The sequence below is a fragment of the Veillonella parvula genome, from assembly GCF_040097785.1.
Classification (GTDB): Bacteria; Bacillota; Negativicutes; order Veillonellales; family Veillonellaceae; genus Veillonella; species Veillonella parvula_D.
Genome location: NZ_JBBNNS010000001.1, coordinates 521205 through 546516, shown reverse-complemented (window position 1 = coordinate 546516; position 25312 = coordinate 521205). Strand labels below are relative to the sequence as shown.

27 protein-coding genes are annotated in these 25312 nt (G+C 38.9%); 26 read left to right on the top strand and 1 reads right to left on the bottom strand.

The features are described 5' to 3' along the window. Positions 1 to 14 precede the first annotated feature (14 nt). From murC to AAA071_RS02565, 8 genes are all read left to right on the top strand, one after another. Positions 15 to 1397 (top strand): UDP-N-acetylmuramate--L-alanine ligase, encoded by a 1383-nt coding sequence (gene murC, locus AAA071_RS02600; RefSeq protein WP_004696210.1) that lies wholly within the window; start codon positions 15 to 17, stop codon positions 1395 to 1397. Beyond that, positions 1394 to 2326, top strand: coding sequence for a D-alanine--D-alanine ligase family protein (locus tag AAA071_RS02595; RefSeq protein ID WP_004696208.1), 933 nt, complete (start codon positions 1394 to 1396; stop codon positions 2324 to 2326). Before murC ends, AAA071_RS02595 begins: the two co-directional genes overlap by 4 nt. A gap of 28 nt (positions 2327 to 2354) precedes the next feature. Next, the gene (locus tag AAA071_RS02590) at positions 2355 to 3236 is read left to right on the top strand and encodes a cell division protein FtsQ/DivIB (protein WP_060919742.1); all 882 of its coding nucleotides are present in this window, start codon (positions 2355 to 2357) and stop codon (positions 3234 to 3236) included. Further along, positions 3237 to 3932, top strand: a complete 696-nt coding sequence (locus AAA071_RS02585; RefSeq protein ID WP_004697175.1) for a DUF881 domain-containing protein — start codon at positions 3237 to 3239, stop codon at positions 3930 to 3932. Continuing rightward, positions 3929 to 4273 (top strand): small basic family protein, encoded by a 345-nt coding sequence (locus AAA071_RS02580; RefSeq protein WP_004696202.1) that lies wholly within the window; start codon positions 3929 to 3931, stop codon positions 4271 to 4273. The genes AAA071_RS02585 and AAA071_RS02580 overlap by 4 nt, the downstream gene beginning before the upstream one ends. Positions 4274 to 4411: 138 nt before the next feature. Beyond that, positions 4412 to 5452, top strand: a complete 1041-nt coding sequence (gene ftsZ / locus AAA071_RS02575) for a cell division protein FtsZ (RefSeq protein WP_004697140.1) — start codon at positions 4412 to 4414, stop codon at positions 5450 to 5452. An 80-nt stretch (positions 5453 to 5532) separates the two neighbouring features. Further along, a complete protein-coding gene (locus AAA071_RS02570) occupies positions 5533 to 6102 on the top strand; it encodes an outer membrane beta-barrel protein (protein ID WP_004696198.1) in 570 nt (189 codons plus the stop codon). A gap of 248 nt (positions 6103 to 6350) precedes the next feature. After that, entirely contained in the window at positions 6351 to 7598 is a 1248-nt protein-coding gene (locus AAA071_RS02565; protein ID WP_270278635.1) for an aminotransferase class I/II-fold pyridoxal phosphate-dependent enzyme, read from the top strand. A 130-nt stretch (positions 7599 to 7728) separates the two neighbouring features. On the opposite strand, the gene AAA071_RS02560 is transcribed toward AAA071_RS02565, so the two are convergent. Then, on the bottom strand, positions 7729 to 7998 hold the full coding sequence (locus tag AAA071_RS02560; RefSeq protein ID WP_024062250.1) for a DUF896 domain-containing protein: 270 nt from the start codon (positions 7996 to 7998) through the stop codon (positions 7729 to 7731). Positions 7999 to 8121: 123 nt separating this feature from the next. Between AAA071_RS02560 and nth the strand changes: the two genes are divergently transcribed. The 18 genes from nth to eno all read left to right on the top strand — a co-directional run bounded on the left by nth (position 8122) and on the right by eno (position 25149). Next, complete coding sequence (nth, locus tag AAA071_RS02555) at positions 8122 to 8757, top strand: endonuclease III (protein WP_118091303.1); 636 nt, start codon at positions 8122 to 8124, stop codon at positions 8755 to 8757. A 1-nt stretch (position 8758) separates the two neighbouring features. Continuing rightward, positions 8759 to 10204: a hypothetical protein gene (locus tag AAA071_RS02550; RefSeq protein ID WP_287511097.1), complete on the top strand. Its 1446-nt coding sequence runs from the start codon at positions 8759 to 8761 to the stop codon at positions 10202 to 10204. Between the two features lie 104 nt (positions 10205 to 10308). Beyond that, on the top strand, positions 10309 to 10578 hold the full coding sequence (locus AAA071_RS02545; protein WP_004696187.1) for a YdbC family protein: 270 nt from the start codon (positions 10309 to 10311) through the stop codon (positions 10576 to 10578). A 79-nt stretch (positions 10579 to 10657) separates the two neighbouring features. Next, positions 10658 to 10855 (top strand): 50S ribosomal protein L31, encoded by a 198-nt coding sequence (rpmE, locus tag AAA071_RS02540; RefSeq protein ID WP_004696185.1) that lies wholly within the window; start codon positions 10658 to 10660, stop codon positions 10853 to 10855. A 57-nt stretch (positions 10856 to 10912) separates the two neighbouring features. Further along, the gene (locus tag AAA071_RS02535; protein WP_008601206.1) at positions 10913 to 11818 is read left to right on the top strand and encodes a DUF1385 domain-containing protein; all 906 of its coding nucleotides are present in this window, start codon (positions 10913 to 10915) and stop codon (positions 11816 to 11818) included. A 2-nt stretch (positions 11819 to 11820) separates the two neighbouring features. Next, positions 11821 to 12903 (top strand): peptide chain release factor 1, encoded by a 1083-nt coding sequence (prfA, locus tag AAA071_RS02530; protein ID WP_004697261.1) that lies wholly within the window; start codon positions 11821 to 11823, stop codon positions 12901 to 12903. After that, a complete protein-coding gene (gene prmC / locus AAA071_RS02525; protein WP_123137883.1) occupies positions 12896 to 13777 on the top strand; it encodes a peptide chain release factor N(5)-glutamine methyltransferase in 882 nt (293 codons plus the stop codon). The genes prfA and prmC overlap by 8 nt, the downstream gene beginning before the upstream one ends. Further along, a complete protein-coding gene (locus AAA071_RS02520) occupies positions 13767 to 14798 on the top strand; it encodes an L-threonylcarbamoyladenylate synthase (RefSeq protein ID WP_302131575.1) in 1032 nt (343 codons plus the stop codon). The genes prmC and AAA071_RS02520 overlap by 11 nt, the downstream gene beginning before the upstream one ends. A gap of 112 nt (positions 14799 to 14910) precedes the next feature. Next, complete coding sequence (locus AAA071_RS02515) at positions 14911 to 15357, top strand: low molecular weight protein arginine phosphatase (RefSeq protein ID WP_004696171.1); 447 nt, start codon at positions 14911 to 14913, stop codon at positions 15355 to 15357. A gap of 11 nt (positions 15358 to 15368) precedes the next feature. Further along, positions 15369 to 15806 carry a ribose 5-phosphate isomerase B gene (rpiB, locus tag AAA071_RS02510; protein WP_004696168.1) on the top strand — a complete coding sequence of 146 codons (438 nt, stop codon included), beginning with the start codon at positions 15369 to 15371 and terminating at the stop codon, positions 15804 to 15806. A 45-nt stretch (positions 15807 to 15851) separates the two neighbouring features. After that, entirely contained in the window at positions 15852 to 17084 is a 1233-nt protein-coding gene (gene glyA / locus AAA071_RS02505) for a serine hydroxymethyltransferase (RefSeq protein WP_004696166.1), read from the top strand. Positions 17085 to 17269: 185 nt separating this feature from the next. Then, complete coding sequence (gene upp, locus AAA071_RS02500; RefSeq protein ID WP_004696164.1) at positions 17270 to 17896, top strand: uracil phosphoribosyltransferase; 627 nt, start codon at positions 17270 to 17272, stop codon at positions 17894 to 17896. Between the two features lie 244 nt (positions 17897 to 18140). Next, a complete protein-coding gene (locus AAA071_RS02495; protein ID WP_195213162.1) occupies positions 18141 to 19166 on the top strand; it encodes a sugar-binding transcriptional regulator in 1026 nt (341 codons plus the stop codon). A 67-nt stretch (positions 19167 to 19233) separates the two neighbouring features. Next, positions 19234 to 20244, top strand: coding sequence for a type I glyceraldehyde-3-phosphate dehydrogenase (gap, locus tag AAA071_RS02490; protein WP_004697289.1), 1011 nt, complete (start codon positions 19234 to 19236; stop codon positions 20242 to 20244). A 13-nt stretch (positions 20245 to 20257) separates the two neighbouring features. Next, the gene (locus AAA071_RS02485; RefSeq protein ID WP_038125415.1) at positions 20258 to 21436 is read left to right on the top strand and encodes a phosphoglycerate kinase; all 1179 of its coding nucleotides are present in this window, start codon (positions 20258 to 20260) and stop codon (positions 21434 to 21436) included. 1 nt (position 21437) lies between these two features. Beyond that, on the top strand, positions 21438 to 22208 hold the full coding sequence (tpiA, locus tag AAA071_RS02480) for a triose-phosphate isomerase (protein ID WP_302131576.1): 771 nt from the start codon (positions 21438 to 21440) through the stop codon (positions 22206 to 22208). Between the two features lie 13 nt (positions 22209 to 22221). Further along, a complete protein-coding gene (gene gpmI / locus AAA071_RS02475) occupies positions 22222 to 23748 on the top strand; it encodes a 2,3-bisphosphoglycerate-independent phosphoglycerate mutase (RefSeq protein WP_302131578.1) in 1527 nt (508 codons plus the stop codon). A gap of 117 nt (positions 23749 to 23865) precedes the next feature. Then, the gene (eno, locus tag AAA071_RS02470) at positions 23866 to 25149 is read left to right on the top strand and encodes a phosphopyruvate hydratase (RefSeq protein WP_024061889.1); all 1284 of its coding nucleotides are present in this window, start codon (positions 23866 to 23868) and stop codon (positions 25147 to 25149) included. The last annotated feature ends 163 nt before the right edge of the window (positions 25150 to 25312 follow it).

Here is a 25312-nt window from a genome sequence, read left to right as displayed (position 1 = left end):
CAAGGAGAGGTTTTATGTTAGACGGTATTCACAAAATTCACCTTATCGGTATTGGTGGATCTGGTATGCGTGCGATAGCGAATATTTTGATTCAAAAAGGTTATGATGTATCTGGTTCAGATATTGCTGAATCTGCAGTGATTTCTAAGTTTAGAGATATGGGTGCCACGGTGCATATCGGTCATAATAAAGAATATGTAAATGGTGTTGATGCCATAGTTCGTTCTACAGCGATTCGTGAAGACAATCCTGAAATTGTTGCCGCTAAAGAGCAAGGGATTACCATTTTACATCGTTCTGATATTGTAAAGGCTGTATTAGATGTAACAGATGGTATCGCAGTAGCTGGTGCGCATGGTAAAACATCTACAACTTCAATGATTGGACAAATTTTAGTGGAGGCTAATGCGGACCCTACGGTAATTATCGGTGGCGAAGTAGATTATCTCAAAGGTAGCAGTTGCCTTGGGAAAGGCCATTTTTCAGTTGTGGAAGCGGATGAGAGCGATGGTTCATTTTTAAAATTGCATCCACATACTATCGTTATAACTAATATTGAAGATGATCATATGGATCATTATAAGACTATGGATAACTTGTTAAACGCTTTCTGTGAGTTCGTCGAAACGTTACCAGAAGCAGGCAAGGCTATCGTATGTGGTGATAATGAAAATATTCGTTATGTTATGAGCCGCGTAAAACGTACTTTTATTACATATGGCTTAGAGGATAATAATGATTATGTAGCAAAAAATATTCATTATGTGGACTCTTCCTTGGTATATGATGTATATCATAAAGGTATTAATATAAGCCGTATCAGCTTGCGCGTGCCTGGAGAACATAATGTATTAAACTCATTGGCAGCCTTTATTGTGGCTCATGAATGTTGCGGTGTAGAAAATCGCTTTATTACAAAAGCGTTAGGTAAATTTATCGGTGCAAAACGACGTTTTGAAACAAAAGGTCATGTTGCTGGCGTCTGGGTTGTCGATGATTATGCACATCATCCAACAGAAATTAAAGCGACCTTAAGAGCAGCAAAAGAACTTGAAAAACATCGCGTTATTTGTGTGTTTCAACCGCATCGGTATACACGTACAAGCTTGTTGAAAGATGAATTTGCCACTGCTTTTACAAGTGCTGATGAAATATATATGACAGATATTTACAGTTCTGGTGAAGATCCGATTGCAGGTATCGATGGACGTACTATTCCTGACGCTGTTGAAGCTGCTACACATAAGGTTGTACATTATGTACCATCTGTTGATGATATACCGGCTGTATTGGCAAAAATTGTGCGACCTAACGATCTGGTTATCACAATGGGGGCTGGTTCTATTAATCAATATGGACCAAAATTATTAGCTATATTGGAGGAAGGCTTACAATGAAAGATAGAAAAATAATTGTATTGATGGGTGGCCCTTCCAAAGAGGCTGAAGTATCTCGCCGTACTGGCGCTGCTATTGCGGAAGCACTCGAAAGTAAAGGGTATAATGCCCAAACATTAGAACTTAATCCTCGTACGGTTTTAAAAGACATTGAATCCTTAGGTGGAGAGATTGTATTTAATGCAATTCACGGTCGTTATGGTGAAGATGGTGCATTACAAGGCTTACTTGAAATGGCTGAAATTCCATATACTGGATCGGGCATCATGGCTCATGCGGTAGGAATGAATAAAAAAGTAAGCAAAGATGTTTTCAAAGGGGCTAATATTCCAACAGCTACTTCTGAATCCTTTAATGGTAATTTAGAATCTGCAGAAGCTATTATAGGACATATTCGTAAACAGTTTACGATTCCTGTAGTGGTGAAATCTGCTACTCAAGGCTCTAGTATTGGCGTTACCATCGTTCGTGATGAGGCACAATTGGAGGCTGCTGTTACAGAAGCGCTAAAATATGATCCGATTCTTGTAGTAGAGCAATTTCTTGATGGTCGCGAATTTACAGTATCCGTTCTTGACGGAAAGGCATTGTCAGTAATTGAAATCCGTCCACATTCTGGGGAGTATGACTATACCAGTAAATATACTGTAGGTGCTACAGAATATTTAGTACCTGCGCCTATTAGTGAAGAAATGACTGCTGAGATGCAACGCATAGGGGAACTTGTGTATCGCGAAGTACAAGGCAGTGGGGTTATTCGTGTTGATATTATGACAGATCATGCAGATAATATGTATGTTCTAGAATACAATACTGTGCCAGGTATGACGGCAACGTCTTTAGTACCAAAGGCAGCTAAAGAAATGGGTATTGACTTCCCAACATTATGTGAAAAGATTTTATTAACAGCTAGTATAGGGAAATTTTAAGGGCTGAATAGAATATAAGGAGTTATCTATGGATGATAAGCAATACCATCCATCCAACTCTGGGGAGATGCAGTCTTCTACACCTGTTCAAGATGAACGGGCTGTATTTAGAAAACGAGTGTTAAAAATCGGTGGTGCAGTTACTCTCGTGTTGGTGGGATTGTTTACACTACCTATTCCTTTTGGATCCTTAAAAATTGTAGGATCGGATAAGGTAACTGTACAAGATGTAATGGTAGCAGGGGATATTCATGAACCTGTAAATATATTGCAAATTAGTACAGAGAAATTAAAAACTAGATTGGCGAAAGACTTACGGGTTGAAGAGGCTCAAATTAGTTATCAATTGCCATTTACAATGGTCGTACGTGTCATAGAACGCAAAGCTGTTGCAGTTGTACCAGCTCAGTTTGGCTATCTAACACTTGATAGTAAAGGTCAAGTGATTGCATCAGAGCCTGCTATACAAGATACGTCGGTACCAATGATATCAGGAGTTAAGGCGGGAAATATTTTATTAGGTGATACCGTTGTGGATAAACCTATTTTAGCGGCTCTTGAATACTTGAACTCTCTTGATGAAAGCACCTTCAAGAATATTGCAGAAGTCAATATAGGAGACCCTGATGCAATAATGGCGTATACCGTATCGGGGGTACAAATTCGATTAGGAGATAGTAAAGACTTACCTAAAAAAGCCGAGTTAACTCAGTCTATGTTACAAGATATTAAGACAACACATAGCAATGTACAATATATAGATGTTAATGTTTCATCGCCATATATAAAAACTGATGTAATACCGGAAGTTAAAAAGCATCAGTCTGGAACAAAGAATACAGAAGATTCATCTACTAAGAAGGATGATACAAAACAAGATAAACAAGGTCATGTTGAAGATAAAAGGTAGATGATTGTCGTGAGACACGAACGGTGGGCAATAGCCTTAGTCAGCTGTATATTGGGCTTCATGGTTGTTACTCAATATAAGATGACTCAAGATAATATAGAAGAAAATATCCGTTTACAACGGGCTGGTGATTTAGCCGTACAATTGCGAGAGGCTCAAAGTGAACGTGATGCATTGTTAAAACAAATAGAAGAACTTAAACAGTCTGGTGCTAGTAGCAATGTTAAAGCAGATGAACAGTTGATGATGAAAGCAGCTTTAACTAATGTTAAAGGTACGGGTGTTAGTGTATTAATTGAGGATAGCTTAAAGCCAATTCAAAGTGGTGAAAATCCTAATTTATATGTAATTCATGATGAGGATATTTTACGTATTGTTAATGAATTGCGAGCTGGTGGGGCTGAGGCGATAGCTATCAATGACCAACGTCTCATAGGGACTTCTGAAATACGATGCTCTGGTCCGACTATTACTGTGAATGGTAAGGTTTTTGGGGCTCCTTTTACAGTTAAAGCGATTGGTGATCCAAAAACATTAAATTCTGCGCTCACTATGCGAGGCGGTGTGGTGGATTCCTTGAAACACTGGGGCATAAAGGTAACCATAAAGGAAGAAAATGAAATAGCTATTCCAGCTTTTACAGGAACCTTTAGAGAAGAGCATATAAAGCCTAATGAAACAGGAGGTAAAGAATGAATATTTATATCTTTGCCATTGTTGGTTTAATTGTAGGTACTACATTAGGGTGGCTTTCACCATTTCATATACCTATAAGTTATGCGAACTACACATCAGTTGCTGTTCTGGCTGCACTAGATGCTGTATTTGGTGGTAGCCGTGCTGCATTGGAACGAACCTTTGATCTTAGTAATTTTGTGCTTGGGTTCTTTTCAAATGTTGTGTTAGCTGTTATTCTTGTATATGTAGGTGACCTCATAGGAATTAACCTATATTACGTAGCTCTTATTGGCTTTGGATTGCATGTATTTATTAATGTAGGCGCTATACGAAAGATTATTATGACTAAGCGATTCTAATAAATCACATTCTATATAGTGGAAAGTTTTTAAATTTTAGTGTAAAATAAATGTAATTGTTATAAGATTGTCAGTATATAAATCGATACATTGGGACGTATATTGATACGATAGATAACGATAAGAGGAGGAAGTTCAATGTCTGATTTTGCAAATATTAAAGTTATCGGTGTTGGTGGCGGCGGTAATAACGCTGTTAATCGCATGGTAGATAGCGATCTTAAAGGTGTTCAATTTTTATCCGCTAATACTGAAAGCCAAGTGCTTGAATTATCTAAAGCGGATGTAACGATTCAAATTGGCGAGAAGGTTACAAAAGGTCTTGGTGCAGGCGCAAATCCACAAATCGGTGAAGAGGCTGCTCAAGAAAGCCGCGAAGAAATTATAAAAGCTCTTGAAGGTGCTGATATGGTATTTGTAACTGCTGGTATGGGTGGTGGTACTGGTACAGGTGCTGCTCCTATCGTTGCAGAATGTGCTAAAGAAATCGGTGCATTGACAGTCGGCGTCGTTACTAAACCGTTCGCATTTGAAGGTAAACGCCGTCGTGCACAAGCGGAAAAAGGCATTGAATTCTTGACTCAAAAAGTAGATACTATTATCGTTATTCCTAATGATAAATTGTTGCAAGTTGTAGATAAAAAATGTTCCTTAAGCGATGCATTCCGTACAGCTGATGATGTACTTCGCCAAGGTATCAAGGGCATTTCAGACTTGATTCAAGTTCCTGGCTTGATCAATCTTGACTTTGCAGATGTTAAAACTATCATGACTGAACAAGGCGAAGCATTGATGGGGATTGGCGTTGGCGAAGGTGAAAACCGCGCTGCTGACGCAGCTAAAATGGCTATTAATAGCCCATTGTTGGAAACATCTATCGATGGTGCAAAAGGCATCTTACTCAATATTTCCGGTAGTGCTAACTTAAGCTTGTTTGAAATTAATGAAGCTGCCGAAATTATTTCTGAAGCGGCGGATCCTGATGCAAATATTATCTTCGGTTCCGTTATCGATGAAAGCTTAGGCGATACAGTTCAAATTACTGTTGTGGCAACTGGTTTTAATTCAAATACTAAGAATGTACCTGAATTCGGTAAAACAACAACTACATCCCGTCCGGCATCCACTACAAATACTAACAGTGGTATCCCTGATATCCCTGTATTCATGAAACGCTAATTTATAGATTGTATAATTACTATACCTATCGATTAGTAACTTATTAAGACATACCGTTGGTATGTGTATAGGAGGTAAAAATGAAGAAATTAGTATTATTAACTTTAGCAGCTACAGTTGTAGCCGGTAGTGCATTTGCTGCAGCTCCTGTAACGAAAATTAGTGATGGATCCACTAAGGTACAAGCTGATTATGCTTTTAAACAACATGTATCTAACGGTGGCGGCAATAGTAATGATGGTTTCGGTGTTTCTTTACAACACGACCTTTCCAATAAAGCCGCATTACAATACTCTTACGATAAATTAAATGCAAAAAATGGTGATATTAAAGATCATCAATTAGCATTGGTTTATAAAGTACATCCAAATGTAAATTTATATGGTGCAGGTACTGCGATTCGTACAAATGATACTGAACTTGGTTTCCAAGCTGGTGTTATCGGTCATGTACCTTTGACTAATAAAGTAAACGGCTTTGCTAAGGCTGGTTGGGGTAATGATATTAAGCAAACTTATCAAGTAGGTGCTCAATATGAAGTACGCCCTGATGTAGATTTGAATGTATACTATGGCTATGATAAATATAGTGTAGATAGCAATGATAAAACTGCAAAAGGTTTACACGCTGGTGTAGGCTATTCCTTCTAAGGATGATGATGACCACTCTTTTGAGTGGTCTTTTTTTATATATTTACTGTTTTATTGTATATTTGTTAATTATTTTTCCTAAATAAGGTACTTAATATATTCTATATATATTTAATAAGTGTTGAGTTACTAATAGTTAGTTAAATCTTCTATGTATACAATATATTTACTGAATATACGTTGTATATTTAAATTAGTTTAGGTATGATAAATATGTAATATTCATTTCAGATAGGATGGTGCTAGTTATGACAAGTGTTGCTGCAAAGCATGCAAAAGGAAAAAAATTAAAAGATGTGATCTTCGTAACTGCTGGTCAAGCTCAAGCTGATGCTAAAGAAAATGGCCGTGAGAATGTTGTAAATGGTACGTTGGGTGCTATTCATGATGAAGAGGGAAACTTAGTTTTTCTTAAGACCGTTAAAGAAGAATATTTGAGTCTTTCGGATTCTGAACATGTTGGTTATGCACCAATTGCGGGTATTCCAGATTTTTTGTGTGCTGCTGAAAAAGAATGTTTTGGAAATTTCCGTCCAGAAGGTCATATTCGTAGCATTGCTACCGCAGGTGGCACTGGTGGCATTCATCATTTGATTCATAACTATACAGAGCCTGGTGATGAAGTATTAACAGCGGATTGGTACTGGGGTGCATACCGTGTTATTTGTAGTGATACTGGACGTACACTAGTTACGTATTCCTTATTTGATGAACATAATAACTTTAATCATGAGGCATTCCAAAATCGTGTAAACGAATTGGCGGCTAAACAAACAAATGTGGTTGTTATCTTTAATACACCTGGTAATAACCCAACCGGCTACTCTATTGAGGATAAAGATTGGGATTCTATCCTTAATTTTCTGAAGGATTTAGTTGCTATTGGTCGAAATAATGTGATTATTGGTATTGATGTAGCATATCTTGATTACTCTGGTGAAAAAGATGAGGTACGTGCGTTCTTCAATAAATTTAGTCATTTGCCAAAAGAAATACTCACCTGTGTGTGTTATAGCTTATCTAAAGGATTCACTATGTATGGTCAGCGCGTTGGTGCGATGATTGGGATCTCTGACGATGAAGAAATAGCTGATGAGTTTTTCGAAGTTAACAAATCTACAAGTCGTGCCACATGGTCCAATATTTGTCGTCCCGCAATGCGTACAATGGCTAATATTGTGGCTGATCCAGCTAAGTTTAAGGAATATGAAGCTGAACGTAATTGCTATTATCAATTAATTCGCGATCGTGCTGATATCTTTAAACAAGAAGCAGCACAAGTGGGTCTTCCCATGTTACCTTACCGTGGTGGGTTCTTTATTACAATCCCTACAGACTCTGCAAATGCTATTTGTGAAGAGTTGAAGAAAGAGCATATCTATGTAATTGCATTAGCAAATGGTATTCGCATAGCTGCCTGTGGTATTCCTAAAAAACAAATGACAGGACTCGCCGGGAAAATTTATACTGCTATGAAACGTCTTGGTAAATTATAATAGATAAGTGAAATTATATTAAAAACCACTTGATACATGTATCAAGTGGTTTTTAATATGTATATATAAATTTGATTGAATAAATATAAAAGGATATTAGTAATGTAATCAATTTTGTTTATTTGTTACATTAATAAATATCCTTATGCTCTTTAATGTCTTGATCAACTTCTTTTGCCAAGTTTTCAAGCGCTCGTTTAGGAGCGGTTCTTTCACCTGTTTCTGGGTCTACAAATTCAACGCGATTCAAGGTGCTTGTAATTTGACCACGAATGAAGCTTAAGTAGATTTCGTATAATTCTTTTTTTTCTGCTAATTCCTCTGGTGTTAATTCTTGCCCAGATTTTTTCTTTGCAGCTAGTTCATTTATTCGTTTTAATGTATCGTTAATATGACTCATATGCGCCTCCTGTATTCTATATTAGAATAGCATGTTTTATTATAACATAGAACTTAATGAATACGTATGGTAAGATATAAGTTGTACGCGTCTGTACTTTCACAGGTGAGAAAGGAGAACTGTATGCGTGTAACAAAAGCGATAAAGGCAGAGCAGTTGAAACTGTTACAAGAGCATTATTTTGATGCAAAACCTGCCCTTGAGTATACAAATGAATTTGAATTATTAGTTGCTGTAGTTTTGTCTGCACAATGTACGGATGAACGGGTTAATATTGTTACTAAACGACTGTTCCCAGAACTTAATCATCCTGCAAAGATGCTTGAAATCGGAGTTGCTAAGTTAGAGACTCTCATTAAAGATTGCGGCCTTTATAAGTCCAAGGCAAAAAACTTAATTGCTACTTGTCAAATTTTAGTTGAACAATATCATGGAGAGGTGCCTCGTGAGTTTGATCAACTCGTTGAATTGCCTGGTGTGGGGCGTAAAACAGCAAATGTTGTGGTATCCGTTTTATTTGGTACACCAGCCATTGCGGTAGATACACATGTATTTCGCGTGTCTAACCGATTAAAATTAGGTATTGCTAAGACGCCAGAAGAGATGGAACAAAAGTTACAAAAGGCAATTCCAAAAAAGGATTGGGCTGCTGCACACCACTGGTTAATCTATCATGGCCGTAGAGTGTGTAAGGCTCGTAAGCCTTTGTGTAATGAATGTTTTTTAAATCATCTATGTCCTTCAGCCGGAAAGGTTTAATATGAAAGTAAATAACGAAGAATTTATTGCCCTTTGTGCTAATCATGGTATTGAGGGAATTGATATTGTAAATGAGTTAATGCGTTTTAAAGTGCTAGATCAATTGATTTCTAGTAATGCTAGCTCCCGTGAGTGGGGGGTAACGGCAGATGATTTATATGCGTTAGCAGAAAAATCCACAGTAGAATCCTTTGGTCCAGTACCATATGATTTGAATACATTCCAAGCTCTTTATGGACCATCCTTTAGAGTGGAATTGTTTGATTTTATTAGTGACACAGGCATTTTAGAAGGTCTAGATGTAGGCACTATTTGGGAAACTCCTGTTCGTGAAAGTATCGAAGCTCATAGTAAAACGGGAGAACTGGTTCTGTATGCTTATGTAGAAGAATATGCAGGCATGGTTGAAGAGATTCTTCAATCTTATGAAGATAAAAAAGTCGTTCTGTATACGGCATCTCCCGTGTGTTATAGCATTTTGACACGTTTATATCCGATGGCTCAAATCATTAATCAATGGCCTCATCGTAGCTATTTTGACCATATCTTTACAGGCACAGTTGGTATGTTCCAATCCTCTGAAGATATTGTAGAAGAGGTCGCTAACGGATTACATAACTTGGTTCCAGAAGGGACTGCTCAATTATTCTTACCTGCTACAATGGCACAAAATCAATTGGGCTTAAATAATATGGCGTTGCAATTTTTCTTGAACCAAAAACGAGTGGAAGCTATACGAGAATGGACTCCATTAGGGGCTTATGAAATCGTATATGGTAAATACGATGTAAAAAAAATGCGTGTTGGTCTTCGTGAACGTGTAGGGGATAAGTGGAAAACAATTAATTATATTCCATTACCCCATGGCGTATTTGCGCAATTGCCAGTATTTACGGTATTAAATTATGGCTTGTCCTTGCGCTCTATTTTGTTGCCCGGCGGTCAAACGGACGTAGCCTTAGGTCAAGATGGTATTTATTGCATTGATAGCCGTGTATCTGAATTAGGTCGCACTGCTCTTATTGAAAGTGGAGCTTATTTTCTTACTTTTAAACGTCATACTGATTATATTGATGTAGATATTACGACAGAAGCGCCTGTAGATGATATGTACTGGATGTTCCCAGATGCTGAATTAGCATATATGTGGTATGCCTATTTCTGCAGCACTACGGGTCAAACATTGATTCAAGAAATCTCCATGCTCGTTCAAACAGATGAATCCTTTGGCTATATGCTTAGTAGCGTACGTCGTCGCGTATTAGATGTGAAGAATGAAGCCCAACTAATTAAATCTGTACAGGCTGCTGACGAGGCATATATCAAGGCTGTTACGGAGGCTACAAGGAGTTGGAAAGAGACCGTAGATTCATTAGGTGCACAAGTTATGCCACCTACAGCTTCTATTGATATTGAAGATTATAGTGACTATAAAAAAGAATTGTAAATCATATAATTTTGGTTTAAAATATATCGTATCCTAAAAAATATAAACTACTAAATATAGTAGATACGAAACATAGCATATGAATATGTAAGAAAGGAGGACCTATGGCAGTTATTAATTTTGAAATCTTCAAGGTTATTGGTACTTTATCTGAAGATAAAGATGGTTGGAAAAAACAATTAACATGTACTAGTTGGGGAAAATACAATCCTAAGTTTGATCTTCGTGCTTGGGATAGTGAATATACAAGCATGAAAAAAGGTATTACCCTTTCTTTAGAGGAGCTCATTGCATTGCGTGACATCCTCAACGAAAGTGACTTGGAAGCTATTTTAGCTGAGGCTATTGAAGAAAAGCAAGCGTCCAAGGAATAGTATTGGTTACTTGCATTTGTGTAGGTGTCATGCTATAATCTATAAGAATAATATTGATTGCTGGAAAGAGGTGTATAGAATGAAACAAGGTATTCATCCAGACTATAAAGAAGCTACAGTAACTTGCGGTTGTGGCAACACATTCAAAACTGGCTCTGTAAAAGAAGACCTTCGTGTAGACGTTTGCTCCAAATGCCATCCGTTCTTCACTGGTCAACAACGTGCGGCTCAAGCTCGTGGTCGTATTGAACAATTTAACAAACGTTACGGCAAATAATTTGTTTTGTAATGTAACATGTATTGGCAGGGCTGTTGGCTCTGCCTATATTTGTTTATGAGAGGAGATCTTGTGAACAGAGAACGTATAAAAAAGTTTGTCGGAGGACAGGCTGTGATTGAAGGTGTCATGATGAGAGGCCCTGGCTATACGGCAACTGCCGTACGTGAGCCTGCGGGAACTATTGTAGTTCAAAAAGAAGCTACAAAGTCCATTGCTGACACATATCCAATATTGAAAAAACCATTTCTTCGCGGCTGTGTAGCTCTCTATGAATCTCTAGTGATAGGCATGAAGGCTTTATCCTTCTCCGCTAAGGCTGCTGGCGATGAAGAGGAAGAAATGTCTAATAGTGAAATCGCCATTACCATGGTCATTTCTACACTGTTTGCGATAGCTGTGTTTTTGGCATTGCCTACATTTATCGTAAAATTCATTCCTGGTGTACAGGATAATCATATAGTATTAAATCTCATTGAAGGTGTCATTCGTTTAGTACTTTTCTTACTTTATATTTGGGGGATTGGTCTTACGAAGGATATTCAACGAGTTTTCCAATATCATGGGGCAGAGCATAAAACGATTCATACTTATGAATTAGATTTGCCTTTAACTGTAGAAAACGTTCGCCAACAAAGTCGCTTGCATGCGCGATGTGGTACAAACTTCTTACTTATTGTTATGGTAGTTAGTATCTTTGTATTTGCTTTCTTGGGTTGGCCCAATTTGTTGGAACGTATCGTGAGCCGCGTACTCCTTATGCCTGTAGTAGCTGGTATTGCGTACGAGGTGATTCGTCTTGCTGGACGTAGCGATCATTCTTTTGTGAAAGCTCTTATAAAACCAGGTCTTGCGTTACAATATATGACAACGCGTGAACCAGAAGATGATCAAATTGAAGTTGCTATACGAGCTTTAGAAGAGGTCCGTCCTCCTGAGAGTGACGCATATGAAGAGGAATAAACATGTTAGTTGATAAATTACAAGTTATTGAAGATAAATTTATGGATCTTGAGCAGCGCATTAGTGACCCAGAGGTCATTGCTCGCCAAGATGAATGGCGTAAATTGACCCGTCAACATGCTCAATTATCTGAAACTGTTGAAACGTTCCGTACTTACAAAAAAGTTTTATCTGGTATTGATGAAGCTATGGAAGTTATTGAAGATAAATCCATGGACGAAGAATTCCGAGAAATGGCTCAAGAGGAATTGAAAGAGTTAAAACCTCAAAAAGAGGAATTGGAAGAAAAGTTGCAAGTTCTATTATTGCCTAAGGATCCTAATGATGATAAAAATATTATCATTGAGATTCGCGGGGGCGCTGGCGGTGATGAAGCTGCATTATTTGCAGGCGACTTGTTCCGCATGTACACAAAATATGCGGAAAGCCAAGGCTGGCGTTGTGAGATTATCGATGCTAATGAACCAGAGCTTGGTGGCTTTAAAGAGGTTATTTTCTCTGTGGATGGTGAAAATGTATACTCTAAGATGAAATTTGAATCTGGTGTACATCGTGTACAACGTGTACCGGCTACAGAAACACAAGGCCGTGTACATACATCTACAGTTACAGTAGCCGTATTGCCAGAGATGGAAGATGTTGATATTGAAGTTAATGAAAAAGATTTAAAAATTGATACATATCGTGCGAGTGGTGCCGGTGGTCAGCATATCAATAAAACTGAGTCTGCTGTTCGTATTACACACTTACCATCTGGTATCGTTGTAGCGTGTCAAGATCAACGATCTCAATTACAAAACCGTGAAAAAGCTATGCGTGTATTGCGTGCTAAGTTACAGGATCAAGCTGAACAAGAGGCCATTTCTAGTATGGCTGCAGATCGTAAGAGTCAAGTCGGCACAGGTGATCGTAGTGAACGTATTCGCACCTATAACTACCCACAAGGTCGCGTCACAGATCATCGTATTAATTTAACATTATATAAATTAGATGCTATTTTAAATGGCGATCTTGATGAAATTATTCAAGCCTTAAATGCTGCAGACCAAGCGGCAAAAATGCAGGAGGCTAATACAAATGCATAAGGAGATTTGGACAATCGGTCGTATTCTCCAGTGGACAGAGCAGTACTTTCAAAGCAAGGAGATGGATACACCTCGACTTGATGGGGAAGTACTGCTTTCTCACGTTTTAGGTAAAGATCGGATTTATCTATATACCCATTATGACCAACCGCTTATTCAAGACGAGCTCGATGCCTTTAGGCCTCTCGTTCAACAACGGGCTAAGGGGCATTGTGTAGCGGCTATCATTGGGGAAAAGGACTTTATGGGGTTGACCTTTAAGGTGAATGATAAGGTATTGATTCCACGACCTGATACGGAAACCTTGATTGAGCATGTACTAGGTACTTATCCAAAAGATAGTAATGTGCGTATTCTTGATGTATGCACAGGCCCTGGGACAATATTATTAAGTCTATTACATTATTTGCCAAATGCTAGTGGTGTTGGTTTAGATATCTCCACAGATGCTTTACCGGTGGCACGCGAAAATGGTGAGTCCTTTAATTTAGCTGACCGAGTACAATTTATGGAATCAGATATGTTCTCCACTTTATATGGAAAAGAGGAGAAGTTTGATCTTATTGTTTCTAATCCTCCATACATTCGAACTGGTGATTTAAAGATGTTGTCACCAGATGTATTAAATGAGCCTCATATTGCATTATTTGGTGGAGAGGATGGACTTCAATTTTATCGAATCTTAGCTAAAGAATGTAGAAATTATTTAAACGCTAATGGCCGTGTGGTGTTTGAAGTAGGCTTTGACCAAGCAGAAGAGGTAGGTGCTTTATTGCAAGAAATAGGTCAATATTCGAATATTCAATTTATAGCTGACCTCGGTGGTCATAACCGCGTAGTGACAGCTGTATATGAGGGCAAATATGGATACTAAAATCATTACAAATCCATCAGAACAAGATATAGATACTTTGGCCCGTGCTTTGCGCAATGGTGAATTGGTATCTATACCAACCGAAACTGTATACGGTTTAGGTGCTAATGGTCTAGATCCAGAGGCGATGGATAAAATCTATGCTGCCAAAGGACGGCCTTCTGATAATCCACTTATTTTGCATGTTCCTAATAGTGAAAGCATAAAACCTTTAGTAACAGAAATTTCTGCTACGGCGCAAGCCTTAATGGATACATTCTGGCCAGGACCATTAACGATTACATTGCCTAAATCTGATTTAGTGCCAGACCGTGCTACCGGAGGTCTACCTCGCGTGGCATTGCGTTGTCCTGATCATGAGGCATGTCGAGTATTATTAGACCGTGCAGGTATACCTATAGCGGCACCTAGTGCCAATATTTCAGGGCGCCCAAGTCCAACTACTGCAGAAGATGTATATAATGATATGAATGGTCGCATTTCCTATATCTTAGATGCTGGTCCATGTACGATTGGTGTAGAGTCTACTGTTGTGGAAGTCCATGATGATAAGGTCATTATATTAAGACCTGGTGGAATTACAAAAGCACAGCTTGAACGTGTGGTGTCTACTGTTGAGTATGATACTGCTTTAGTTAATGCAACCACTAAGCCAAAGGCTCCTGGTATGAAGTATACGCATTATGCGCCTGATGCACCTATGACGGTTGTTGTAGGTAGTCCAGAGGCGATAGCATGTACTTTTAAAGAACTTTCAGAAGGTATAGAAGGTCCTATCGGTTGTTTGGTAAGTCGTGAAACGTACGACCTGATTAAAGGGAATACAGATTTTATGTGCTATTGTTTTGGCCATCATGGTGATGCGTTAGCATTGGGGCACGACTTTTATAAAAGTCTATTACATTTTAATGAAAATCATGTTACCCTAATCTTGGCAGAAGGTGTTGATGATGACGGTTTTGGTGTTGCTATTATGAATCGTATGGAGAAGGCATCGAGCCATCATATCATTTATAAGTAAATTTACTAGCATAAAAATGTCCACTGATAATAGAAAAATGTCTTTACATATTGGATGAATTTGCTATAATGTATAAAGTAATCACAAAATGTGATTAAGTAAGGATGTTATTATGAATATTTTATTTGTGTGTACCGGTAACACTTGCCGTAGCCCTATGGCTGAAGGTATTACACGGGCACTTGCAGCGGAGCAACATAAGGATGTTACCACTGTATCGGCTGGGTTATTTGCCGCTTATGGCGCAAAACCAACTGAACAAGCCGTGGAAGCCGTCCGTTCCATTGCAGATATTTCTGATCATGAATCGAGACCATTGACGATGGAACTCGTGAATGCAGCAGATCTTATCATTGGTATGACGAAAGATCACAAATCTGTACTACTTCGCCAATTCCCATTTGAGGAAAGTAAAATCAAAACGATTTCCGAGTGGGGTGGTCAAGATGGTGATGTTACGGACCCATATGGATCTGATCAAACCGTATATAATCAATGTGCGGAACAAATTTATCACTTAGTAGAGGCTGGTCTTACATCAGTGCCTCAGAAGGCGTAGGAGATGAAATTATGAAAGTTGCAATCGGTTGTGATCATGGCGGATTAAATTTAAAGGCATCCGTTAAGGAATTGTTAAATGCATTGGGACATGAAGTAGAGGACTTTGGCTGTCATACAGCTGATTCTTGCGACTATCCTGATATTGCTGTACCTGTAGCAAATGCAGTTGTATCTGGTCAAGTAGACAGAGGTATTTTGATTTGTGGTACTGGTATTGGTATCGGTATTGCAGCAAATAAGATTGCAGGTATTCGCGCTGCTCTTTGTCATGATACATTCTCTGCCCATGCATGTCGTGAACATAATGACGCTAATATTCTCACAATGGGGGAACGCGTTATCGGCCCCGGCCTTGCAAAGGACATCGTTACTATTTGGATGGCAACGGATTTTGAAGGTGGCCGTCATGAACGCCGTGTGAAAAAGATTAAAGCCTTAGAGAAGTAATACATCGTTACCTTATACGCATATATTTACATGAGGAGGATACTTATGAGTTTCTTAGAAAAACAAGACCCTAATATTCAAGCTGTTATCAATCAAGAGTTGGCACGTCAACGTGACAAATTGGAAATGATTGCTTCTGAAAACTTCGTTTCTCAAGCAGTAATGGAAGCTCAAGGTAGCGTATTGACTAACAAATATGCAGAAGGGTATCCTGGTAAACGTTATTATGGTGGTTGTGAAAATGTTGATGTTATTGAAACATTAGCTATTGAACGTGCAAAACGGTTGTTCGGTGCAGAACATGCTAACGTGCAACCTCACTCTGGTTCTCAAGCAAACTTTGGCGTGTATTTCGCATTATTACAACCAGGTGATACTATTGTGGGCATGAACTTGTCCCATGGCGGTCACTTAACTCATGGTTCCCCTGTTAACGTATCTGGTACATATTTCAACGTAGTACCTTACGGTGTAGATGCAGAAACACAACAAATCGATTATGATGAGTTCCGCAAGATTGTCTTGGAAGCAAAACCTAAATTGATTATTGCCGGTGGTAGTGCTTATAGCCGTCAAATCGACTTCAAAAAAATGGCTGATGTAGCTCATGAAGTTGATGCTATCTTCATGGTAGATATGGCTCACTTCGCAGGCCTTGTAGCAGCAGGTTTACATCCAAATCCTGTAGAATATGCTGATATCGTTACTACAACAACTCATAAAACATTGCGTGGTCCTCGTGGTGGTATGATTCTTTGCAAAGAAAAGTATGCTAAAGCAATCGATAAAGCCATTTTCCCTGGCATTCAAGGGGGTCCTTTGATGCATGTTATCGCTGCTAAAGCCGTAGCATTTGGTGAAGCTTTACAACCTGAGTTCAAAGTATATGCACAACAAGTCATCGACAATGCAAAAGCGTTGGCTGCAGCATTGCAAGAAAAGGGCTTAACAATTGTTTCTGGTGGTACAGATACTCATGTTATGCTTGTAGATGTTCGTAATACTGGTTTAACTGGTAAAGAAGCTGAACACTTACTCGATGAAGTAGGTATTACATGTAATAAAAATACAATTCCATTTGATCCAGCTAGCCCCTTTGTAACAAGCGGCATTCGACTTGGCACGCCAGCTCTTACGACACGTGGTTTGCAAGTGAAAGATATGGAAGAAATTGCCGATATTATTGCAGTGGTTCTTAAAAATCCTGAAGATAAATCGGTCCATGAAGAAGCTAGTAAACGTGTCGCTACACTTTGTGAAGCGTATCCATTGTACTAATCGATTACATTAAAATTACATTATATATTTATAGTCCTATAAGTTTATAGGTAGTATAAAAGGGGTGTGCCCTCGGCACATCCCTTTTAATATTTTTATGGCATGATTTTCTAATCTGTGATAGAGTAAATATGATAGTTAATAGCTAGAATGGGATATGTATATTGTTTTATAGGAGGACAGTCATGAAAGTTAATGTTATGACACATCCATTGATTCAACACAAAGTTACATTGATGCGTGACGTACAAACAGGCTCTAAAGATTTCAGAGAACTACTTGATGAAATTACTATGTTGATGGGGTATGAAATTACACGCAACTTACCACTTGAGGATGTGGAGGTAGAAACACCATTAACTAAAATGATTGGCAAACGAATTGCAGGTAAAAAATTGGGTATTATTCCAATTCTTCGCGCTGGTCTAGGTATGGTAAATGGTATGCTTAGTTTAATTCCAACTGCAAAAGTTGGTCATATCGGTTTGTACCGTGATCCTGAGACTTTGAAACCAGTAGAATACTACTGTAAACTACCATCTGACGTAGGCGAACGTGACTTTATCGTAACTGATCCAATGCTTGCTACTGGAGGGAGTGCAGCAGCAGCTATTACATTGTTAAAAGAAAAAGGAGCTAAGCATATTAAGTTAATGTGCTTAGTGGCTGCTCCTGAAGGTGTAGAGGCTGTAAATAAAGAACATCCTGATGTACCTATTTATGTAGCAGCACTTGATGAAAAGCTTAATGATCATGGTTACATCTTGCCTGGCTTAGGTGATGCAGGTGACCGTATCTTCGGTACAAAATAAAATACAATAAAGTAAAACGACATATTAAAATATAATAAGAGGACATGACGACATATTATTAGATTTGAAATAATAACAAATCATCTAAGACGTATGTCGTTTTCTCTTATTTAGGGTTGAATAAAATTTACATAAGGTATACAATACAAGTGTAAAAGTATTTTTTTATTTTAGGTGGGACGGATTTTGTTCACATGGGACGAAAAACGATTCATGCAATCCAAACGGGTAAAGGAGGGACCCGATGAACGAATTTCTAATGATATGTGAACGTATTGTTCCTGAAATTGTTAGCGTATTGAAGGAGCGATACAAAATACTAAACCACCTTGTTTATGAAGAGCCTATAGGCCGTAGGACATTAGCTACTGCAACGGACCTTCCTGAGCGAACCGTACGAAGTCATATTGAGTTAATGCGTGCTAATGGTCTTGTAGACATTTATAAACCAGGGATTTTTCTCACTGATGAGGGACATGCAATTGTTCCAAAGTTGCGAAATTTTTTAAATGAGCTAGATCGTATTAACGAGCTAGAACATCGATTGACTGAAGCACTTCATATCGATAGGGTTATCATCACTCCTACTGAAGGAACCTTGATGGTTAAAAAGTTAGGTTTTGCAGCAGCAAAGCTATTACAGGAATTATTAGAGCCTGACTCTGTAGTTGCCATCAGTGGTGGCAGTACAATGGCTGCAGTAGCTGAAGAGATGCCAGTATTACCATTTAATCCTATTGTTGTACCTGCCCGGGGTGGCGTTGGTGAGGTAGTGGAGTATCAAGCTAATGTAATCGCTTCTGTGTTAGCTGAAAGACTTCGCGGGTCCTATAAGATGCTCCATTTACCTGATGGACTTTCACAAGACTCATTACATATGCTCATGACTTGTGAACCACAAATTAAAGAAATTGGAGACCTCATTAGTAGGACTGACGTACTATTATTTGGTATTGGTACTGCAATGCGCATGGCGGATCAGCGCCATATTGCCGATGATGTGCGTAAGCAGTTGGTAGATAATCATGCGGTAGGTGAAGCACTTGGCCAATATTGTGACATTGAGGGTAAGTTAATTTATTCTACTAATAATATTGGTTTATCACTTCCCGATGTAGTAAAGGTTCCCAATGTTATTGCTGTAGCTGGCGGACAAGAAAAAGCGAGCGCTATTATAGGTGTGATGCGAGCTTGCCAGAAAGGGATACTTATCATTGATGAGCAAGCAGCCGAAGGTATGCGTCAATTGTTACAAATTTCTGCCTTATAGGCGAATTAGTAGTTATAAATTTTAGTTTGAATTTGGTTAGAATTTTTGTTATTAGGAGGATCTAACAATGGCAGTAAAAGTTGGTATTAACGGTTTTGGTCGTATCGGTAAATGCGTAGTTCGCGCAGCGATTAATAATCCTGATGTGGATGTAGTGGCAATTAATGCAACTGGTGATAATGAAGGTACTGCATTATTGTTAAAATACGATTCCGTACACGGTACAATTCCTAATGAAGTAACATTTGATGAAGAAAATATCTACGTTGATGGTAAAAAAATCCGTGTATTCCATGACCGCGACGCTTCTAAATTACCTTGGTCTGAAGAAGGCGTAGAAATTGTTATGGAATGTACTGGTAAATACCGTGATGCAGAGGAAGCAAAGGTTCATTTGAATCAACCTACTGTAAAAAAAGTATTAATCTCTGCACCTGGTAAAAACGAAGACTTAACTATGGTTATGGGCGTTAACCAAGATATGTATGATCCTGCAAAACATCACATTATCTCTAATGCATCTTGTACAACAAATTGCTTGGCTCCATTTGCTAAAGTATTATGTGATGAATTCGGTATCAAACGCGGTATGATGACTACAATTCATTCCTACACTAATGACCAAAAAATTCTTGATGCACGTCATAAAGACCCTCGCCGTGCTCGTGCTGCAGCAATGTCCATCATTCCTACAACAACTGGGGCAGCGAAAGCTGTTGCTAAAGTATTGCCTCAATTAAAAGGTAAATTAGATGGTTTTGCATTGCGCGTTCCTACTCCAGACGTATCTGCTACAGATCTTGTTTGCGAACTTGAAAAACCGGCTACTAAAGAAGAAATCAACGAAGCATTTCGCAAAGCAGCAGCTGGTGAATTAAAAGGTATTCTTGGTGTATCTGATGTACCATTGGTATCCTGTGATTTCAGCTCTGATCCTCGTAGCTCCATTGTTGATGCTGATTTGACAATGGTTATGGATGGTAACATGGTAAAAGTTGTTTCTTGGTATGACAACGAATGGGGTTACTCCGAACGTCTTATCGACATGGCCGCATTTGTAGCAAGCAAAGGCTTATAATCAGGAGGCTTTGATGAAACAAACAATTGAAGGTTTACAAGTAGCTAATAAAACAGTATTTGTTCGTGTTGATTTTAATGTTCCTATGAAAGACGGTGTTATCACTGATGACACTCGTATTCGTAGTGCATTACCTACTATCAATTACTTAATCGAAAAAGGGGCAAAGGTTATCCTTGCTTCTCACTTTGGTCGTCCTAAGGGAGAACGCAAACCAGAAATGTCTTTGGCACCATGTGCTAAGCATTTATCTGACCTTATCAACAAGCCTGTAGCATTCGTAGATGACTGCATTGGTCCTAAAGTTGAAGAAGCTGTAAAAGCATTACAATCTGGTGATGTATTGATGCTTGAAAATTTGCGTTACCACAATGAAGAAACTAAAAATGACCCTGAGTTTGCTAAGCAATTGGCATCTCTTGCAGATGTTGCTATCAATGATGCGTTTGGCGTATCTCACCGTAATGCGGCATCTGTAGTCGGCATTGCTGATTATATCCCTATGGCAGCAGGTTTCTTGCTCAAAAAAGAAATTGACGCATTAAGTGCAGCTATAGTACATCCCAAAACACCTATGGCAGCTATTATTGGTGGCGCGAAAGTTACAGATAAAATCTCCGTTATTTCTAACTTATTGCCTAAAGTTGATGTAATGATCATCGGTGGCGGTATGGCTAATGCGTTCATTAAAGCGCAAGGTTGTAATATTGGTAGCTCCTTATTTGAAGAAGGTCAAGAAGTTATTGCTACAGACCTTGTTATGGAAGCTCGCGTAGCAGGTGCTAAATTACTGACACCTATCGATGCTGTAGTAGCAGATGCTTTCAGCAACGATGCTAATACTAAAATCGTTGATGTTGATCAAATCGAAGATGGCTGGATGATATTAGATATTGGGCCTAAAACCCGCGAACTTTATGTAGAGGCATTGGCGCCAATGAAGACTATTATTTGGAATGGTCCTATGGGCGTATTTGAAATGGAAAACTTTGCAGCTGGTACAAATGCAGTAGCGAAAGCTGTAGCTGAATCTGATGCGATGACTATCGTTGGTGGTGGCGACTCTGTAGCAGCCATTGAAAAAAGTGGTTTAGCAGATAAAATTAGTCACATCTCCACAGGTGGCGGTGCATCTTTAGAATTCTTAGAAGGCAAAATCCTACCGGGTATTGCTGCATTGTCCGAGGCATAATATGAGAAAACCCATTATTGCAGGGAATTGGAAAATGAATGGCACCATTGCATCTGGATCAATTCTGATCGAAGCGTTTAACAGCGTGTTACAAGATATGGAATTGTCCTGTGATGTAGTTGTATGTCCGCCTTTTACAGCTATCGAACGTGCTGTAGTATTGACGAAAAATACAGCTATTGAAGTAGGTGCACAAACTATGGATTATCATGATGCTGGTGCGTTTACTGGTGAGATTTCACCACTTATGCTTACAGAAGTAGGCGTTAATTATGTAATCATTGGTCACTCTGAGCGCCGTGAATATTATGGCGAAACAGATGAGACCGTTAATGCAAAAATTAAAAGTGCATTTCATCATAATTTGAATCCTATTGTCTGTGTTGGTGAAAGTTTAGAACATCGTGAAACGGGTCATACACTTGACTGGATTACGTCTCAACTAAAAGGGGCTTTGGCTGATACTCCGAAAGAACAAGTCAGTCAATTGATCATTGCGTACGAACCAATTTGGGCTATCGGTACGGGCAAGACAGCAACGGCGGATCAAGCTGAAGAGGTATGTAAAGAAATCCGCAATTACATTCGATCTCTATATGATAATGAAACTGCTGAGGCAATACGCATCCAGTATGGTGGTAGCGTTAAATCAGAAAATGCATTAGAAATCCTTGGAGAGCCTAATATTGACGGTGCTCTCGTAGGTGGTGCATCACTTGTGGTCGATGAATTTATTGATATAATTAAAGCTGCAAACCAAGTAAGCGCTTAATATGAGGTTACAAATGGCTAAATTAGAGGCTCCCGTAATGCTAGTCATCCTAGATGGCTTTGGCTTGGGGGATAAATCAGACACAACCAATGCTGTAGTACAGGCGAAGCCGCTCTGTTTTAATCGATTATGGGATATGTATCCACATACAACATTAGAAGCATCAGGGCTTGCGGTAGGTCTTCCAGAAGGTCAAATGGGAAATTCTGAAGTTGGCCATTTAAATCTTGGCTCTGGTCGCATAGTGTATCAAGATTTGACTCGTATTACTAAAGATGTCGAGTCTGGTGAGTTTTATAATCGCCCTGTTATGAAGGAACTATACGAAGTAGCTAAGAAGCAAAGTTTACATCTTATAGGCTTAGTTTCAGATGGCAATGTGCATTGCTCCTTAGACCATATTAAGGCTGTCATCAAGGGGGCTCATGATAATGGAATCGAGCATGTGTATGTCCATGCTTTGCTCGATGGTCGTGATGTAGCTCCACAATGTGCACAAGGCTATTTAAAGGACTTAGAAACGTATATGGCTAATTTAAATTGTGGCAAAATTGCTACAGTTAGTGGTCGCTATTATGCAATGGACCGCGATAATCGTTGGGACCGCGTTGAATTGGCATATAATGCTATCGTACATGGTCAAGGTGAAATAGCTACATCTGCATGTGAAGCAGTGCAACAGTCTTATGATAAAGATGCGGCAGATGAGTTTGTACGTCCTACGGTGATTGATGCTGCAGGGACTATCAAAGATGGAGATGCGGTTATATTCTGTAACTTCCGCCCAGACCGTGGGCGTGAACTTACAAAGGCACTAGTGTTACCTGATTTTGATGGCTTTAAACGGGAGCCACTATCTATATATATGGCAACTATGACAAAATACGAGGATGGTTTGCCCGTACATATTGTGTATCAAAAGGATACATTATCTGAAACATTAGGTGAAGTTCTAAGTACAGGTGGTTATCGCCAATTGCGCATCGCGGAAACAGAAAAGTATGCTCATGTTACATATTTCTTTAATGGCGGTGAAGAGGAACCCTTTGAAGGGGAGGACCGCATTCTCGTAAAATCCCCTCAAGTGGCCACCTATGATTTACAACCAGAAATGAGCGCTTATGAAGTGACCGATAAGGTTGTACAAGCAATACAAGATGAAACATATGACATGATCATCTTGAACTTTGCAAATCCAGATATGGTTGGTCATACTGGTAGCTTTGAAGCTGCCGTTAAAGCGGTTCAAGCAGTAGATACTTGTTTAGGTCGTATCGTGGAGGCTATTCGTAACAAGAAAGGTCATCTGTTAGTTACAGCAGATCATGGTAATGCAGAGCTTATGGTTAACCATGAAACAGGTAAGGTACATACGGCACATACAACGAACTTGGTTCCTTTAATTTTAATGAGCGACAGTTTAAAAACAGCTACATTAGAAGCTGGTAAATTATGTGACATTGCTCCTACATTATTAGATTTAGCTGGGATACAACAACCAAAAGCTATGACAGGTCACAGCTTGGTACATAAAGCATAATATGGAGCTTTCACTATATTAGTAGTTAATTAGAGTTATAAGCCTATAAGGTTTAGCTCAATATATATAATGGCTGTCAGATGGCAGTTATTCCATTAGATTATATGAGGTGAAGAAATGGCAGTAATTGAACAAGTCATTGCAAGAGAGATTTTAGATTCCCGCGGTAATCCAACAGTTGAAGTTGAAGTATGTTTAGAAGATGGCACTATTGCTACAGCAGCTGTTCCATCTGGTGCATCCACAGGTATGTTTGAAGCCGTAGAATTACGGGATGGAGATAAATCCCGTTATTCCGGTAAAGGTGTTTTAAAAGCTATCGATAATGTAAATGCTAAAATCGGTCCTGCACTTATCGGTTATGATGCGACAGAACAAGTGGCAATCGATAACTTAATGTTGCAATTGGATGGTACAGATAATAAATCTAACCTTGGTGCAAATGCAATCCTTGGTGTATCCATGGCAGTAGCTCGTGCTGCAGCTGAATCTTTGGACTTGCCATTATTTGTATATCTTGGTGGCTTTAATACAAAAGAGTTGCCAGTTCCTATGATGAACATCTTGAACGGTGGCGCACATGCTGATAATAACGTAGACATTCAAGAATTTATGATCATGCCTGTAGGCGCTAAATCTTTTGCAGAAGCTCTTCGTAGCTGTGCAGAAGTATACCATACTTTGAAATCCGTACTTCACAATAAAGGTCTTAGTACTGCAGTAGGTGATGAAGGTGGTTTCGCACCTAACTTATCATCTAATGAAGAAGCATTAGAAGTAATCTGTGAAGCTATTAAAGCTGCTGGTTATGAACCAGGAAAAGATTTCAAATTGGCACTTGATTCTGCATCTTCTGAATTCTACGAAGGTGGTAAATATAACCTTGCTGGGGAAGGTAAAGTTAAAACAGCAGCTGAAATGGTAGATTTTTACGAATACCTAGTAGGCAAATATCCAATCATATCCATCGAAGATGGCCTTGCAGAAGAAGATTGGGAAGGCTGGAAATTGTTGACAGATCGCCTTGGTGACCGCGTACAACTTGTTGGTGATGATTTATTTGTAACTAACACAAAACGTTTGGCTCGTGGTATTGAGCTTGGTGTAGGTAATTCCATTCTTGTAAAAGTTAACCAAATCGGTACTCTCACTGAAGCTTTCGATGCTATGGAACTTGCTAAACGTGCTGGTTACACTTGCGTAGTATCTCACCGCTCTGGTGAAACTGAAGATACATTCATTGCTGATATTGCTGTAGCTGTAAATGCTGGTCAAATTAAGACTGGTGCACCGGCTCGTTCTGAACGTGTAGCAAAATATAATCAATTACTTCGCATTGAAGAAATGTTATACGAAACAGCTCAATATAAAGGTAATGACGTTTTTTATAACTTAAAATAAGATACGTTATATCTAATAGTCCAATAAGGGCGCCCTTTGGGGCGCCTTTTTTGTATGTCTAAAAAAAGAAAAGTTTTCGCTTCGTGGATTTTTAAAAATAAAAGAGGGATTTAGAGGCTGATGTCGAAACCTATAACGCCATACGCTAGTGTGAGGTAAAAAC

Coding starts and splice junctions, on each gene's coding strand:
- AAA071_RS02595 (WP_004696208.1), top strand. CDS start 1,394: ATGAAAGATAGAAAAATAATTGTATTGATGGGTGGCCCTTCCAAAGAG.
- gap (WP_004697289.1), top strand. CDS start 19,234: ATGGCAGTAAAAGTTGGTATTAACGGTTTTGGTCGTATCGGTAAATGC.
- rpiB (WP_004696168.1), top strand. CDS start 15,369: ATGAAAGTTGCAATCGGTTGTGATCATGGCGGATTAAATTTAAAGGCA.
- AAA071_RS02585 (WP_004697175.1), top strand. CDS start 3,237: ATGATTGTCGTGAGACACGAACGGTGGGCAATAGCCTTAGTCAGCTGT.
- AAA071_RS02565 (WP_270278635.1), top strand. CDS start 6,351: ATGACAAGTGTTGCTGCAAAGCATGCAAAAGGAAAAAAATTAAAAGAT.
- AAA071_RS02580 (WP_004696202.1), top strand. CDS start 3,929: ATGAATATTTATATCTTTGCCATTGTTGGTTTAATTGTAGGTACTACA.
- AAA071_RS02515 (WP_004696171.1), top strand. CDS start 14,911: ATGAATATTTTATTTGTGTGTACCGGTAACACTTGCCGTAGCCCTATG.
- AAA071_RS02590 (WP_060919742.1), top strand. CDS start 2,355: ATGGATGATAAGCAATACCATCCATCCAACTCTGGGGAGATGCAGTCT.
- AAA071_RS02535 (WP_008601206.1), top strand. CDS start 10,913: ATGAGAGGAGATCTTGTGAACAGAGAACGTATAAAAAAGTTTGTCGGA.
- murC (WP_004696210.1), top strand. CDS start 15: ATGTTAGACGGTATTCACAAAATTCACCTTATCGGTATTGGTGGATCT.
- AAA071_RS02560 (WP_024062250.1), bottom strand. CDS start 7,998: ATGAGTCATATTAACGATACATTAAAACGAATAAATGAACTAGCTGCA.
- prfA (WP_004697261.1), top strand. CDS start 11,821: ATGTTAGTTGATAAATTACAAGTTATTGAAGATAAATTTATGGATCTT.
- AAA071_RS02520 (WP_302131575.1), top strand. CDS start 13,767: ATGGATACTAAAATCATTACAAATCCATCAGAACAAGATATAGATACT.
- prmC (WP_123137883.1), top strand. CDS start 12,896: ATGCATAAGGAGATTTGGACAATCGGTCGTATTCTCCAGTGGACAGAG.
- AAA071_RS02495 (WP_195213162.1), top strand. CDS start 18,141: ATGAACGAATTTCTAATGATATGTGAACGTATTGTTCCTGAAATTGTT.
- glyA (WP_004696166.1), top strand. CDS start 15,852: ATGAGTTTCTTAGAAAAACAAGACCCTAATATTCAAGCTGTTATCAAT.
- AAA071_RS02485 (WP_038125415.1), top strand. CDS start 20,258: ATGAAACAAACAATTGAAGGTTTACAAGTAGCTAATAAAACAGTATTT.
- rpmE (WP_004696185.1), top strand. CDS start 10,658: ATGAAACAAGGTATTCATCCAGACTATAAAGAAGCTACAGTAACTTGC.
- AAA071_RS02545 (WP_004696187.1), top strand. CDS start 10,309: ATGGCAGTTATTAATTTTGAAATCTTCAAGGTTATTGGTACTTTATCT.
- AAA071_RS02550 (WP_287511097.1), top strand. CDS start 8,759: ATGAAAGTAAATAACGAAGAATTTATTGCCCTTTGTGCTAATCATGGT.
- upp (WP_004696164.1), top strand. CDS start 17,270: ATGAAAGTTAATGTTATGACACATCCATTGATTCAACACAAAGTTACA.
- ftsZ (WP_004697140.1), top strand. CDS start 4,412: ATGTCTGATTTTGCAAATATTAAAGTTATCGGTGTTGGTGGCGGCGGT.
- nth (WP_118091303.1), top strand. CDS start 8,122: ATGCGTGTAACAAAAGCGATAAAGGCAGAGCAGTTGAAACTGTTACAA.
- tpiA (WP_302131576.1), top strand. CDS start 21,438: ATGAGAAAACCCATTATTGCAGGGAATTGGAAAATGAATGGCACCATT.
- eno (WP_024061889.1), top strand. CDS start 23,866: ATGGCAGTAATTGAACAAGTCATTGCAAGAGAGATTTTAGATTCCCGC.
- AAA071_RS02570 (WP_004696198.1), top strand. CDS start 5,533: ATGAAGAAATTAGTATTATTAACTTTAGCAGCTACAGTTGTAGCCGGT.
- gpmI (WP_302131578.1), top strand. CDS start 22,222: ATGGCTAAATTAGAGGCTCCCGTAATGCTAGTCATCCTAGATGGCTTT.